Raw genomic sequence first — 14002 nt, 5'->3', positions numbered from 1 at the left:
CCTGCGGAAGCGGATCGACTTCCCGGGGCCCGACGGGCGCTTCCTCACCGTCGGCGTCCCCGACACCCCGGTGCAGATCATCCTGTGGCCGCATCCGGCGGCCGCCGGACAGCCGGGCGAAGCCGCATGTCCTGGCGTCCCGACGGAACACCTCTCTCCGTCATCGCCTTCACCGTCACCCGAGGCCGGATCACCGGCATGTGCGAGTCATCCCGGGCCGACCGACCAAGCTCCGCGAGCGCCTCCGCAAGGTCTCCGCGCACCACCCGCGCGCCACGCTCACGAAGCGCCGGAACCCCCGGCGCACAGCGCATGGTCGATCAGGGCACTGGCCGCGTCCTCCTGCTCCAGGACGTGCTCCAGCGAATCACCCCGCGCCTCCGACATCGACACCACCGCGCTCCGCCGCCCGTCACCCGTCACACCGTTCAACGTGATGTAACCGCCGTCCCCGCCCTCATGCCCCCAGTACGACCCGCCACAGCTCAAAGGACGCTCGACCAGACCCAGCCCGTACCGGCCGCCCGGCCACATCCGCTCAACCTCAGCACTCACCGGAACGGTCCGCTTCATCTCCGCCAACTGCCGCGCCGGCAGCAGACGCCCCGAAAGCAGCGCACGGAACAGACGATTCTCATCCCGCGTCGTCGTCACCCACGAAAGGTTCCCGTAGTCCACCGTCACCTGATCGGTGACATCCACCCGCGAACCCGGACCGAAGAACTGGTAAGCCCTGGCATGCGGCCGGGGCAGCGTCGGCGACGTGCCGAGCCACCGCGTCCGGTCGAGACCCACCGGACGCACAACACGGTCCCTGATCTCCTCGTGAGCGCCCCGCCCCGTCACCTTCTGCACGACCATGCCCAGCAGCACATACCCGGTGTTGGAATACGCCCAGCCCTCCCCAGGCGGGAAGTCCGGCGCATGAGCCATCGCCCGCGCCACCAGTTCCTCAGGCTCGTGGACGTCATAGCGCTGCCGGTAGTACTCCCCCGGCGTGGTGTACCCAGGAAGATCATCGTGGATTCCGCCGGTGTGCTGAAGCAGCTGACGCAGAATGATCCGGCCGCCGTCGTTGCCGTTCCCCCGCACGACCCCCGGCAGCCAGCGCTCGACGCTGTCGTCCAGAGATAGCCTGCCCTCGGCCACCAACTGCAACACCACGACGGCCACCAGCGTCTTGGACGTGCTCGCCATACGGAAAAAGCCCTCAGAAGGAACCGGACGCCCCGTGCCCAGCTCCGCCGTCCCACTGACCACGACCGACCGCCGGCCGTCAGCCGCGACCACCCGGGCCTGCACGCCACTGACCCCCAGAGCGCGGACCGCCTCGACGTCCCGGCGCAAACCCTCCACAGAACCGGCAGGACGCGCCGCGGCCGGAGCCACATCAGCGGCGAGCAGGGCGGCGACACCCATCGCCACAGTGAGGCGCTTTCGCAGAGTCGAAACCATGCCCGAACGCTAGAACCGCCACCCGACCACGCACGATCAGGCGAACCCCAAGATCCAAAGGGGGGCTGTCCCCCCTCACACCGCCGACGGCTGGCACCCCGGACACCAGAACAGATTCCGCCCCGCCACCTCCACCGTCGCCACCGCCGTCCCGCACACCAGACACGGCAGCCCCGCCCGCCGGTACACGTACACCTCCCTGCCATGACCGTCCACCCGCGGCGCACGACCCATCGCCTCCGGCATGTGCTCCGGCCGCACCGTGTCGATCCGCCCCGCACGCACCCCCGCCGCCATCAACCCCACCAGGTCGTCCCACAGCGCCGCCCACTGCCGCGCACCCAGCCGCCGCCCCGGCAACCGCGGATCGATCCCCTGCCGGAACAGCACCTCCGCCCGGTAGATGTTCCCCGGCCCCGCCACCACCGACTGATCCATCAGCAGCACCGCGATCGGCGCCCGCGCCCGGCCGATCCGCCGCCACGCCAACTCCGGATCGGCGTCCCCGCGCAACGGATCCGGCCCCAGCCGATCACGCAGCAGCTTCACCTCACCCGGAGCGAGTAGCTCGCAGGTATTAGGTCCCCGAAGATCCGCGTACCGCCCGCCGCCCTCCAGCCGGAGCCGCACCAACCCCACCGGAGCCGGCGCCGGCCCCTCCCCGAACGCGTAGCGGCCGTAGATGCCCAGATGCACATGCAGCGTCCGATCATCGTCGAACCCCAGAAGCAGATGCTTGCCGTGCGCGTCCGCCACCGACAGCACCCGCCCGTCCAGCCACCGCGCCCCCTCGGCGAACCGCCCCTGCGGACTCGTGGCGGAAACGGCGAGGCCGCCGAACATCCGCTGATGTTCGGCGGCCAGACGGTGGATCGTGTGTCCCTCGGGCATGGCCCGGAGCATAGCCCCGCCCTAGCGCAGCGGCTCCCCGACCTCCCGCATGTGCCCCAGCGCCAACCGGTACGACTCCACCAGCCCCGTCTCCGTGTACGGCAACCCCACCGCCGCGCAGTGCTCGCGCACCAGCGGCCGCAGCCGCCGCAGGCTGCACCGCGGCACCCCCGGGAACAGGTGATGCTCGATCTGGTAGTTCAGACCGCCCATCAGCCAGTCCGTCACCACACCGCCCCGCACGTTCCGCGACGTCAGAACCTGCCGCCGCAGATGCCCCCACCGCTCCCCCGGCTCCGGCATCGCCATCCCCTTGTGGTTCGGCGCGAACACCGCACCCAAGTGCACCCCGAACACCGCGTGCTGAACGGCCACCAACGCCAGCGCCTGCCCCACCGGCAGCAACGCGAACGCCAGCCCCAGGAACGCCACCGCATGGACGACCAGCAGGCCGCCCTCCAGCACCTGGTCCCGCCGCGAACGCCCACGCAAGAACAGCAGGCTCCCCAGCTTCAGGTTCACGCCCTCCAGCGTCAGCAGCGGGAAGAACAACGCGGCCTGGTGCCGCGCCACCCACCGCAGAACGCCCCGCTTGCCTTTTGCCTGCTCACTGGTCCACGCCAGCACACCCTCCCCCACATCGGGGTCCTTGCCGACATGGTTCGGATTGGCGTGATGCCGGTTGTGCTTGTCGCTCCACCACCCGTGCCCCATCCCCAGCAGAAGGTTCCCCAGCAGCAGCCCCAGCCACCGGTTCGCCCGAGCGCTCGACGCGATCTGCCGGTGCCCCGCGTCATGCCCGAGGAACGCGGCCCGCGCCGACAGCACGGCCAGCGGTATCCCCAGCAGGACCGTCCACCAGGCGTCCCCCGCCCACGCGACCGCCCCCCACACCGCCGCGGTCGCCGCCAGGTTCAACCCGATGGCCCGCGCGTAGTAGCCGCGCCGCCGGTCCAGCAGCCCGCTCTCGCGGACGCGCCGTGCCAGCGGCGCGAAATCACTCCCGGCCGACCTTTCGGACGGCCGGGACGGAGCGGACAGGGTCGCGGGCATGGAGACTCCATTCAGCAGGGGACGGAACATCGCGCGGAACGCAGGGAAGAAGACTCCTCGAAAGCTACGCAGCGTGAGGTCGTCCGGTCACCCCGCTGCGGAGCCATTCACCGTCTGGCTCCCAGGTCCCGGTACCCCCCCCGGCGCACTCATTCGACAAGTTGATCACCCGCGGGACGTCGGGCCCTGCCCCCGAGCCCGCCCCTGGTCTCCATATAGGGTCACAAGTCATGGAAGATGACTCCCGGTGGATCGAACTGGACGGTGCCGTCAACGCCCGCGACCTCGGCGGCCTCCCCACGGCCGACGGCCGCACCACCCGGCTCGGGCGCGTCCTGCGCTCCGACAACCTCCAGGACCTCTCGGTCGCCGACCTCCGGATCCTCCTCGACGACTACGCCCTCAAGAACGTCATCGACCTGCGCAGCGACGCCGAAGTGCGCCTCGAAGGGCCCGGCCCGCTCACCCGCGTGCCGTCCGTGACCATCCACCAGCTCTCACTGTTCGCCGAGGGCGGCCGCCACACCGACGTCGCCGCCGACGTCTCCAAAGCCCTCCCCTGGCAGGAGCGCCCGTCCGACGGCCCCGAACAGGACCGCTCGACCGGCCACTACCTCGGCTACCTCGCCGACCGCGGCGACTCCGTCGTCGCCGCCCTGCGCGTCATGACCCGCACCGACGGGGCCGCGCTGGTCCACTGCGCCGCCGGCAAGGACCGCACCGGAGTCGTGTGCGCCCTCGCCCTCGACGTCGCCGGCGTCACCCGCGAGGCGATCGTCGCCGACTACGCCCAGACCGGCGAACGCCTCGAAGCGGTCCTGGCCCGGCTCCGCGCCAGCGACACCTACGCCGCCGACCTCGACTCCCGTCCGGCCGACACCCACCAGCCCCACGCAGCGATCATGGAGAAGTTCCTTGCCCGCGTCGACGAGGAGCACGGCGGAACCATCGGCTGGCTCGCCGGACACGGCTGGACCACCGAAGACACCGACACCCTCCGCGAGCGTCTCCTCGGCTGAGGTCAGTTCTCCGGTCGTGTGCTGTTCCTGTTTCTGAGAAATTGGATGAACGCCACACCCGACGCCTTTACATTGTAATTTTAACATTGAACTAAAGGGGACTGGCGGAGCGCCGTACGGGTGTTGCCCGGGTCAGGCCAGCAGGTCGCGGACGGCCGCCTGGGCGGCCTTGCGGAGGTCGGCGTGCAGGGCCGCGTTCGCTTCCCTGTCGGTGCGGGCCTCGACGATCCGCAGCCCCTCCCCCGCCAGCGTCTTCGGCAGGTCCGCCGCCGCGGCGAGCCGCCGGTACGGGACGCCGTGCGCGGCGGCGACCGCCTCCAGGTCGACCTGGTGCGGGGTCCCGAAGACCCGCTCGAACGGGCCGCGCAGCGCCGCCTGCGGCAGCAGCGAGAAGATCCCGCCGCCCTGGTTGTTCACCACCACGATCGCCAGGTCGGGGCGCCGCTCCCGCGGCCCCAGGATCAGTCCGTTCTGGTCGTGCAGGAACGCCAGGTCGCCGAGCAGGGCGTAGGAGCGGCCGCTGTGCACCAGCGCCGCGCCCATCGCCGTCGACACCAGCCCGTCGATGCCGCTGGCGCCCCGGTTGGCCATGATCCGGATGCCGCGCCGCGGCCGCATCACCTGGTCCAGGTCGCGGATCGGCATGCTCGCCGCCGTGAACAGCAGCGACCCGCCCGGAAGCGCCGCGACCATGTCGCGGGCCAGCCGCGGCTCGCTCACCTCCGGGACGGCGTCCAGGACGGCGTCCACCGCCGCGGCCGCGGCCCGGTCGGCGGCCCGCCACGACTTCAGCCACGCGTCGTCGCCCGACACCACCGGGATCTCGACCTCGGGCGCCACCTGCGTCGCCGAGCGGACCGGGTCCGGCCAGTGCGCCAGGTCCGGCGCCAGGACGATGTGCTCCTCCGCGCGGCGCAGCAGCGACAGCAGCGGACGCGACAGACCCGGCTTGCCGAGCGTCACCACCACCTCGGGACGGTGCCGCTCCACGAACTCCGGGACGCCCAGCAGGAAATGGTGCGCCGACAGCGCGTGGTCGCCGTAGCGGGCGTTGCCGTTCGGCTCGGCCAGCACCGGCCAGCCGGCCATCGACGCCGCCGCCACGTACCGCTTGACGTTCACCGCGCCGTCCCCGACCACCAGGACGCCGCGCCGCGTCGGCGGGACGTGCAGCACCGACCCGGGCGTCGCCGGGCGCACCTTCGTCCACGCGCCGGTCGCGTCCCCGTCCAGGGGCTCGCACCACGTCTCGTCGCCGTCGGGGATCAGCGGCTCCCGGAACGCCGCGTTCAGGTGCACCGGCCCGGGGACGGGCGCCTGCGCCAGCCCCCACGCGCGGCTCACCAGCGACCGCCAGTACGCCACCATGCCCGGACGGTTCTCCGGGACGCCGATCTCGGCGCTCCACCGCACCGCCGTCCCGTACAGCTTCACCTGGTCGATCGTCTGGTTCGCGCCCGTGGCGCGCAGCTCCGGCGGCCGGTCCGCCGTGATCACGATGAGCGGGACGCCGGACTCGTGCGCCTCCACCACCGCAGGGTGGAAGTTCGCCGCCGCCGTGCCCGACGTGCACACCAGCGCGACCGGGCGCCCCGACCGCTTCGCCATGCCCAGCCCGAGGAACGACGCCGACCGCTCGTCGATCCGCACGTGCAGCCTGAGGCCGCCCGCCTCCTCGGCCGCGTGCAGCGCCAGCGCCAGCGGCGCCGACCGCGAGCCCGGCGCCAGCACCACGTCGGTCATCCCGCACCGCTGCAGCTCGTCGACCAGGACGCTCGCCAGCGCGGTCGCGGGGTTCACGGCGCCACCTCCACCACCGCCGGGCCGTCCAGATGGGTCTGCGCCGCCAGCGCCCGTGCCTGCCAGGGCCCCGCGGGCTCCTCCCAGCGGCGCAGCGCCTCCTCGTCCACCGCCGGCCGGCGCACCTCGATCTCCCCCGCGACCGGACGCAGCGGATCGCTCACGACGTCGCCCTCCAGCAGCGACAGCGTCCCCAGCCCGCACGCGTAGCGCAGCTCCGGCAGCGCGGCCGCCAGCGCCACCCCCGCCGCCAGCCCCACCGACGTCTCCACCGCGCTCGACACCACGACCGGCAGCCCGCACGCCTCCGCGACCCGCAGCGACGCAGCGACCCCGCCGAGGGGCTGCGCCTTCAGCACCGCCACGTCGGCGGCGCCCGCCGCGCGCACCTTCAGCGGGTCCTCGGCGCGGCGGATCGACTCGTCGGCCGCGATCGGCACGTCCACGCGCCGGCGCACCGCCGCCAGCTCCTCCAGCGTCGCGCAGGGCTGCTCGGCGTACTCCAGCTCCCACCGGTCCAGCGACCGGATCATCCGGGCGGCGCGGTCGACGTCCCAGCCGCCGTTGGCGTCGATGCGGACCCGGCCCTCCGGGCCGATCGCCGCGCGGACGGCCTCCACCCGGGCCAGGTCGTCGGCGTCGGTCTGCCCGCGCTCGGCGACCTTCACCTTCGCGGTGCGGCAGCCGGCCTCGCGCGTCATCTCGAAGGCCCGCTCCGGGCCGACCGCCGGGATCGTCGCGTTCACCGGGATCCGGTCGCGGACGGGCGCCGGCCAGCCGTCCCACGCGGCCTCGCGGGCCGCGGCCAGCCAGCGGGCGCACTCGGCCGGACCGTACTCGGCGAACGGCGAGAACTCCCCCCAGCCGGCGGGACCCCGCAGCAGGGCGCCCTCCCGCCGCGTCACGCCACGGAACCGCGTCCGCATCGGGATGGAGTACACCCGCACCCGCCGACCCCCTGACCTGCCCGTCGAATCACGGCATTTCCGGATCACACCGTGCGCTCGAACCCCTAGTAGTACCACGGGAAACGCGACCAATCGGGATCGCGCTTCTCCAGGAACGAGTCCCGCCCCTCGGCGGCCTCGTCGGTGCCGTAGGCCAGGCGCGTCGCCTCCCCGGCGAACACCTGCTGCCCCACGAGACCGTCGTCGACGAGGTTGAAGGCGTACTTCAGCATCCGCTGCGCCGTGGGGCTCTTGCCGTTGACCTTCCGCGCCCACTCCAGCGCCGTCGCCTCCAGCTCCGCATGCGGAACGACGGCGTTCACCATGCCCATCCGGTGCGCGGCCTCGGCGTCGTAGGCGTCGCCCAGAAAGAAGATCTCCCGGGCGAACTTCTGCCCCACCTGCCGCGCCAGGTACGCCGACCCGAAGCCGCCGTCGAAGCTCGCCACGTCCGCGTCGGTCTGCTTGAACCGCGCGTGCTCGCGGCTGGCCAGGGTCAGGTCGCACACCACGTGCAGGCTGTGCCCGCCCCCGGCCGCCCAGCCCGGGACCACGCAGATGACGACCTTGCCCATGAACCTGATCAGCCGCTGCACCTCCAGGATGTGCAGCCGCCCCGCCCGCGCCGGGTCGATAGTGTCCGACGTCTCGCCCTCGGCGTACCGGTAGCCGTCCCTGCCGCGGATCCGCTGGTCCCCGCCCGAGCAGAACGCCCAGCCGCCGTCCCGCGGCGACGGCCCGTTGCCCGTCAGCAGCACGCACCCGATGTCGCTGGACATCCGCGCGTGGTCCAGCGCACGGTACAGCTCGTCCACCGTGTGGGGACGGAACGCGTTGCGCACCTCCGGGCGGTTGAACGCCACCCGCACCGTCCCGTGGTCGACGGCCCGGTGGTAGGTGATGTCGGTGAAGCCGAACCCCTCGACCTCTCTCCAGGCGTCCGCGTCGAACAACTCCGAGACCATGTCTTCCTCTCCGTCGGGCGACCGCGCCGCGGCCGGGGGCGCGGCGCTCGGGCACCATTCAACCGGCCCCGCGTTTGAACGCGTTCAGCGGGGTCGTCTACGCTGATGAGATCATGGATCGCCCGCTGCACGCCGTCGTCCTGCCGCCCGGCCCCCGCCTGCTGGACGTCCTCGCCCGCGCCCTCGACGGCGGCCCCGCGATCTGCCCCCTGCCGCCGGACCTGCCCGGTCCCGCGCTGCGCGGCCTCCTGGACGCCCTGGCCCCGGACGCGATCGAGACCGCCGGCGGCGTCGCCGCGCACTCCCCCGGCGGCGGGCACCCGCCCGTCGACGCCGGCACGGCCGTGCTGATCGCCACGTCCGGCTCCACCGGCGCCCCCAAGTTCGTCGAGCTGACGGCCGGCGCGCTGCGCCACTCCGCCGCCGGCACCCTCGCCCGCATCGACGCCGGGCCCGCCGACCGGTGGCTGTGCTGCCTGCCCACCAGCCACATCTCCGGCGTCCAGGTCCTCGTCCGCTCCCTCGTCGCCGGCACCGACCCCGTCATCGCCCCCCGCTTCGACGCCGCCGCCGTCGCGGCCGCCGAGGGGTTCCACGTCTCGCTCGTCCCCACGCAGTTGCGCCGGCTGCTGGACGCCGGCGCCGACCTGTCGCGGCACGGCGCGATCGTGCTCGGCGGCGCCGCCGCCTCCCCCGGCCTGCTGGCCGAGGCGCGCGGCCGCGGCGCCCGCGTGTTCACCACCTACGGGATGAGCGAGACCTGCGGCGGCTGCGTCTACGACGGCACGCCCCTGGACGGCATGCGCGTCGCGCTCGGCGACGACGGCCGGATCCGCCTCGCCGGCCCCGCGCTGTTCACCGGCTACCGGCTGCGGCCCGACCTGACCGCCGCGGCCCGGGACGGCGACTGGTTCCTCACCCAGGACCTCGGCGCGATCGAGGACGGCCGGCTGCGCGTCCGCGGCCGCGTCGACGACGTGATCAACACCGGCGGGGAGAAGGTCGTCGCGGGCGAGATCGCCACCGTGCTGTCGCGGCACCCGAAGGTCCGCGACGTCGTCGTGGTCGGCCGCCCCGACCCCGAGTGGGGCGAGCGGGTCACCGCCGTCGTCGTCCCCGCCGGGTCCGGCCTGCCGGAGCTGACCGAGCTCCGCGCCCTCGTCCGCGAGACCATGCCCGCCTATGCGGCGCCGCGCGAACTGCAACTGGTGGAGGCGATCCCGCTGCTGGCGTCCGGCAAGCCCGACAGGGCCCGCCTGCGCGCCTGCGCGCCCTGACGGCGGCCGCTGTCAGGGCGCATGGCACTGTGGCCCCTGGGGCAGAGGACGGGTCATGGCAGCACGCAGCGGGGGGCAGCGGACCGAGGAGCGGCGGGACGGCGACGGCGCCCACGACGAGAGCCTCCTGACCGTCGCCCTCGCGTTCGCCGCCAACCTCGGCATCGCCGTCGCCAAGGTCGTCGCCGCGCTGATCACCGGGTCGGCGTCGATGGCGGCGGAGGCCGCGCACTCGATCGCCGACACCTTCAACGAGGTGCTGCTGCTGGTGGGGCTGCGCCGCAGCGGACGCCCCGCCGACCGCCGCCACCCGCTCGGCTACGGCAAGGAGCGCTACATCTGGACCCTGCTCGTCGCCGTGGCGATCTTCGGGATGGGTGCGCTGTTCTCCTACTACCAGGGGATCGAGACGCTCACCGGGCACCGTGCGGCCGGCGAGTCCGGCCCGATCGTCGGGTACGCCGTGCTCGCGGTGGCGTTCGTGCTGGAGGCGGTCTCGTGGCAGCAGGCCGTCCGGCAGGTCCGGGCCGCCGCGCGCGAGGAGGACCTGCCGCTGCGCGACTACATCCGCCGCACCGACGAGCCCACCTCGATCAGCGTCCTGCTGGAGGACTCGGCGGCCCTCGTCGGCCTGCTCATCGCGTTCGGCGGGCTGGGCCTGCACCAGCTCACCGGGTCGGCGGCCTGGGACGGCGTGGGCTCCCTGCTCATCGGCGTCCTGCTGACCGCCGTCGCGCTCGTGCTCGGCCGGATCAACCTCAACCTGCTGATCGGCTCGCAGGCCGACCCCCGGATCGTCGCCGACGTGCGCGCGCGCCTCGGCCGGGCGGACGAGGTGGAGTGGGTCGTGTACATCGTCACCGTGACCTTCGGCGCCGACCGCGTGCTGGTCTGCGCCCGCCTCGACTTCCGCGACTCCCTCACCGCCGCCGAGGTCGAGCGCGCCTGCGTCCGGATGGCGCACGAGCTGCGCGGCGCGCACGAGGAGATCGACGAGGTGTTCCTCGAACCGGTCCCCCGCGACGACCCTGAGCTGCGCGAACGCGTCATCGCGCGTTATGGTCGGACATTGAGGCCTAGAGATTCGGGTGCGTAGTGGGCTTTCTCACGTCGCCACCGCCGGGGGCCTTTACGAAGTAAGGTCAAACTGGATCGGTTCGGGCAGTGTGAAACCGCTGGCCGTGGGCACCACGACCGTCTGGATCGCTCCTCCACGATCCCCCGCGGAGCGCCGCCCGGCGACGAGGCCGGGAACAACAGGCCCGTCCTGGGACGTTCCGTTAAGTGCGTGCGCCACGAGCGAACACAATCCGCGCCGCACTCACACACCGAAGGGAGGGGGGTGTCCCCATGCCGCGAAGCGCCGTCGAGACCCCGCTCACGGAGTCGCCGAGCCCCGCGCTCAACGACCTCCTGAAGCGTGGCCGCGCCCACGGGCGCCTCTCGCTCGACGAGGTGAGGGGGGCCTTCGAGACCGCCGGGATCAGCCCGGCCCAGGGCCGCTCCATCCTGCGCGAGCTGTCCGAGGCCGGCATCAGCCTGGCGGGCGAACCCGACGCCGTCCGCACGAGGGCCGCGGCCGCCGACCACGCCGGCGGGGAGACCGCCCAGGACGCCCCCGGCACCGCGGGCCCCGCCAGGAAGCGCGCCGCCCGCAGGGGCACCGCCAAGAGCACCGCGAAGGCGGCCGGCGCGGCGCAGCGGCCCGGCGGCCAGCGCGACGCCTCCGTCGACGAGGGGTTCGACGTCACCGAGGTCGAGGCCGAGGAGACCTCCGCGGACCTGGACGACCAGTCGACCACGATGGGCGACTCCGTCCACACCTACCTCAAGGCCATCGGGCGCCGCCAGCTCCTCACCGCCGAGCAGGAGGTCGACCTCGCCAAGCGCATCGAGGCGGGCCTGTACGCCGAGCACAAGCTGGAGAGCGAGGACCTCTCCCCCGCCATGCGCGCCGACCTGGAGTGGGTCGCCGCCGACGGCCGCCGCGCCAAGGCCCACATGCTGGAGGCCAACCTCCGGCTCGTGGTGTCGGTCGCCAAGAAGTACTCCGACCGCGGCCTGTCGCTGCTGGACGTCGTCCAGGAGGGCAACCTCGGCCTGATCCGCGCCGTGGAGAAGTTCGACTACTCCAAGGGTTACAAGTTCTCCACCTACGCGATGTGGTGGATCCGGCAGGCGATCCAGCGCGGCTTCGCCGACTCGGCCCGCACGATCCGGCTCCCCGTCCACGTCCTGGAGATGCTCAGCAAGCTGAGCCGCGTCGAGCGCGACATGCACCAGCGCCTCGGCCGCGAGCCCACCCCCGAGGAGCTGGCCGCCGAGCTGGACAAGAGCCCCGAGCAGGTCCGCGAGCTGCTGCGCACCAGCCGCCAGCCGATCAGCCTGGACTCCACCATCGGCGAGGACGGCGAGACCCGCATCGGCGACCTCATCGAGGACACCGACAGCCCCGAGGCGTCCGAGCTGGTGGACCGCCAGCTCATGGCCGACCAGCTGCGCCGCACCCTCGACATCCTGTCCCCGCGCGAAGCCAAGATCATGGCGATGCGGTTCGGGCTGTACGACGGGACGCCGCGCACGCTGGACGAGATCGGCAAGGCCCTCGGCCTGACCCGCGAGCGGATCCGGCAGCTGGAGAAGGAGTCGCTGTCCAAGCTGCGGCACCCCAGCAACGCCCGCCCGCTGCTGGACTTCGCCGTCTGACCCGGCGCCCGGCACGGCACGCGATGGGCCCGCGGGACCGGCACGGTCCCGCGGGCCCTCGCGCGTCGAGCGGCGGTCAGCAGCCCCGGACGGCGAACGCCAGGAACTGGGTGGCCTCACGCTGGTCGAAGTTGTCGTCGGAGCCCGCCACCAGCGTGCACTCCCCCGACCTCAGGCGCGGCCCCCACGCCAGCGACTCCAGGTTCTGCACGGGCGCCGCGTAGCGGCCGAGGTCGGCGACGAGGTGCTTGCGCACCGGACGGAACCGGCCGCCCTGGGCGAGCCGGTCGCGGCGCAGCACGTCCGTGGCGCCGCGCAGGTCGAACTCGTACAGTCGGACCTTGTACCCGACGCCCTCCAGCCAGGACCGCTCCAGCGCCAGGAACCGGTGGCCGCCGGCGGCGAGGATCTCCGAGACGCCGCTGTCGGCGTCGCCCGTGGGCGGCTTCGGCGCGGCCGGGAGGCGGTCGACGGGGTAGGCGTACTGGGCCGTCACGCGCCCGGCCCGGTCCCACAGGGTGAGGCGGGCCATGGCGCCGTGCCGGACGGTCGGCGGCTCCCCGTCCTCGTAGCGGGGGCCCTCGGCCATCGCGGCGATGCCGTGCGGGGTGAGCGCCAGCGCCTCGAAGCCCGCGTTGCGGCGCGGCCCCCGGTGCTCGGCGGTCAGCCGCAGCGACGGCGGGAGGGGCAGCTCCCCGGCGTACCGGCCGTCCCGCCCGGCCCACCGCAGCGACATCGGCGCCAGGGGAATCCCCTCGTGCGTCTCGTCCGGGCGGTCTCCCTCGTTGCCCCACAGGACCCGCCGGGACCGGGGGTCGAAGCGGATCGTCTCGGGGTCGACCGACCCGGGCTTGCCGAATCCGGGGTAGGGGCGGCCGTCCCGGTCCCGCAGCGTGGACACCCCGGTGATCCGGACCCCGGTGAACGCGCCGGTGGCGGGGTCGATGTCCACGCGGCCGGTGTAGAACCGGGCCGGGTCGTAGCGCCACCGGTCGTCGGAGACCAGGTACCAGGTCCCCGTGCGCGGGTCGCGGTCGATGCCCGACAGCCCGCCGACCGTCGTCCCCTCGAACTTCGCCATGTGCGGCAGGCGCCGCTCCCCGAGGAACCGCGTGATCCTCAGCCCCGGCGCCGCGGCCGCCGGCCGGGCCCCGTCCGCGGCCTGGGCGCGGACCGGTCCGTCCACGGTCGAGGCGGCCGCCACCGCCGCCAGGACGGCGGCCGTCGCCGCCGTCCCGCGCCATATCGTCCTGTACCCGTTCACTTTGTCCGCCGTCACCCTTCGCATCCGACCGAGTGCGCTGTGTCGCGCACGCGGTCAGTATCCTTCATCACGGCGGGTGACGGCGGCGTTTCTCAGTCGGCGCGGCGGAACTCCAGGATGGCCACGCCCATCAGCCCCGTGCCCATGACCAGCAGCCACACCACCGGCTGGACGAGCCCGGACACCATGACCGGTAGAGCTCGCCGCCACCGGGTGCGAGGAACCGGCCACCAAGCACGGCCTCGATTTTCCTCTCTGCCCGATCCGCAGACCGCCGCGCCTGCTCGATCGAGTCCTTCGACCGGTTGTACGACAGCATCGCGACCACGAGCGCGGCGATACCTGTCACCGCCGCTACCGCCGCGACGCGACCCAATCCGCAGCATCCATGCCGTTCCTCCCCTTGTCGCCTGATGCCGGACGCACCCGTCCACCACCATCCAGTTGATGGACGTGGCGACCATCTTCAGTTCGTTGCTTCCGCAGTTCGCACGAACTGTGCAGCACCTCGCCAACACGCTGGACCGCAAAGCAACTGCCCCCGCATGGCGAGCGCTCAAAATACGTGATTGAGGCAACGACACCGACACCATTCGGGCATCGCCACCTACTTGCCGCTGCACCT

Annotated in this window: 11 protein-coding genes; 4 read left to right on the top strand and 7 right to left on the bottom strand. The window is 73.1% G+C overall.

Annotation, left to right across the window (positions count from 1 at the left end; translation table 11 throughout):
* Positions 1-279: 279 nt before the first annotated feature.
* The 3 genes from BKA00_RS08830 to BKA00_RS08820 form a co-directional block, all read right to left on the bottom strand.
* Positions 280-1455, bottom strand: coding sequence for a serine hydrolase domain-containing protein (locus BKA00_RS08830; RefSeq protein WP_221493070.1), 1176 nt, complete (start codon positions 1453-1455; stop codon positions 280-282).
* A 75-nt stretch (positions 1456-1530) separates the two neighbouring features.
* Positions 1531-2346 (bottom strand): Fpg/Nei family DNA glycosylase, encoded by an 816-nt coding sequence (locus tag BKA00_RS08825; protein ID WP_185024450.1) that lies wholly within the window; start codon positions 2344-2346, stop codon positions 1531-1533.
* Positions 2347-2367: 21 nt separating this feature from the next.
* On the bottom strand, positions 2368-3399 hold the full coding sequence (locus BKA00_RS08820) for a fatty acid desaturase family protein (protein WP_185024449.1): 1032 nt from the start codon (positions 3397-3399) through the stop codon (positions 2368-2370).
* Positions 3400-3629: 230 nt separating this feature from the next.
* Here BKA00_RS08820 and BKA00_RS08815 point away from each other — a divergent pair, with 230 nt between their 5' ends.
* Positions 3630-4418 carry a tyrosine-protein phosphatase gene (locus BKA00_RS08815; protein ID WP_185024448.1) on the top strand — a complete coding sequence of 263 codons (789 nt, stop codon included), beginning with the start codon at positions 3630-3632 and terminating at the stop codon, positions 4416-4418.
* Positions 4419-4550: 132 nt separating this feature from the next.
* Here the strand turns inward: BKA00_RS08815 and menD are convergent, their stop codons facing one another.
* The 3 genes from menD to BKA00_RS08800 all read right to left on the bottom strand — a co-directional run bounded on the left by menD (position 4551) and on the right by BKA00_RS08800 (position 8130).
* The gene (gene menD, locus BKA00_RS08810; RefSeq protein WP_185024447.1) at positions 4551-6218 is read right to left on the bottom strand and encodes a 2-succinyl-5-enolpyruvyl-6-hydroxy-3-cyclohexene-1-carboxylic-acid synthase; all 1668 of its coding nucleotides are present in this window, start codon (positions 6216-6218) and stop codon (positions 4551-4553) included.
* Entirely contained in the window at positions 6215-7144 is a 930-nt protein-coding gene (locus BKA00_RS08805; RefSeq protein WP_221493720.1) for an o-succinylbenzoate synthase, read from the bottom strand. Before BKA00_RS08805 ends, menD begins: the two co-directional genes overlap by 4 nt.
* A gap of 86 nt (positions 7145-7230) precedes the next feature.
* Positions 7231-8130, bottom strand: coding sequence for a 1,4-dihydroxy-2-naphthoyl-CoA synthase (locus BKA00_RS08800; RefSeq protein ID WP_185024445.1), 900 nt, complete (start codon positions 8128-8130; stop codon positions 7231-7233).
* Between the two features lie 113 nt (positions 8131-8243).
* Here BKA00_RS08800 and BKA00_RS08795 point away from each other — a divergent pair, with 113 nt between their 5' ends.
* The 3 genes from BKA00_RS08795 to BKA00_RS08785 all read left to right on the top strand — a co-directional run bounded on the left by BKA00_RS08795 (position 8244) and on the right by BKA00_RS08785 (position 12113).
* Positions 8244-9407, top strand: a complete 1164-nt coding sequence (locus tag BKA00_RS08795; protein WP_185024444.1) for an AMP-binding protein — start codon at positions 8244-8246, stop codon at positions 9405-9407.
* 55 nt (positions 9408-9462) lie between these two features.
* Positions 9463-10503: a cation diffusion facilitator family transporter gene (locus BKA00_RS08790; RefSeq protein WP_185024443.1), complete on the top strand. Its 1041-nt coding sequence runs from the start codon at positions 9463-9465 to the stop codon at positions 10501-10503.
* 254 nt (positions 10504-10757) lie between these two features.
* A complete protein-coding gene (locus tag BKA00_RS08785; protein ID WP_230299099.1) occupies positions 10758-12113 on the top strand; it encodes an RNA polymerase sigma factor in 1356 nt (451 codons plus the stop codon).
* Between the two features lie 76 nt (positions 12114-12189).
* On the opposite strand, the gene BKA00_RS08780 is transcribed toward BKA00_RS08785, so the two are convergent.
* Positions 12190-13392 (bottom strand): esterase-like activity of phytase family protein, encoded by a 1203-nt coding sequence (locus tag BKA00_RS08780; protein ID WP_230299100.1) that lies wholly within the window; start codon positions 13390-13392, stop codon positions 12190-12192.
* Between the last annotated feature and the right edge of the window lie 610 nt (positions 13393-14002).

Source organism: Actinomadura coerulea (assembly GCF_014208105.1).
Taxonomy (GTDB): domain Bacteria; phylum Actinomycetota; class Actinomycetes; order Streptosporangiales; family Streptosporangiaceae; genus Spirillospora; species Spirillospora coerulea.
The sequence above is the reverse complement of the archived record's forward strand: the minus strand, read 5'-3'. Positions and strand labels throughout refer to the sequence as shown.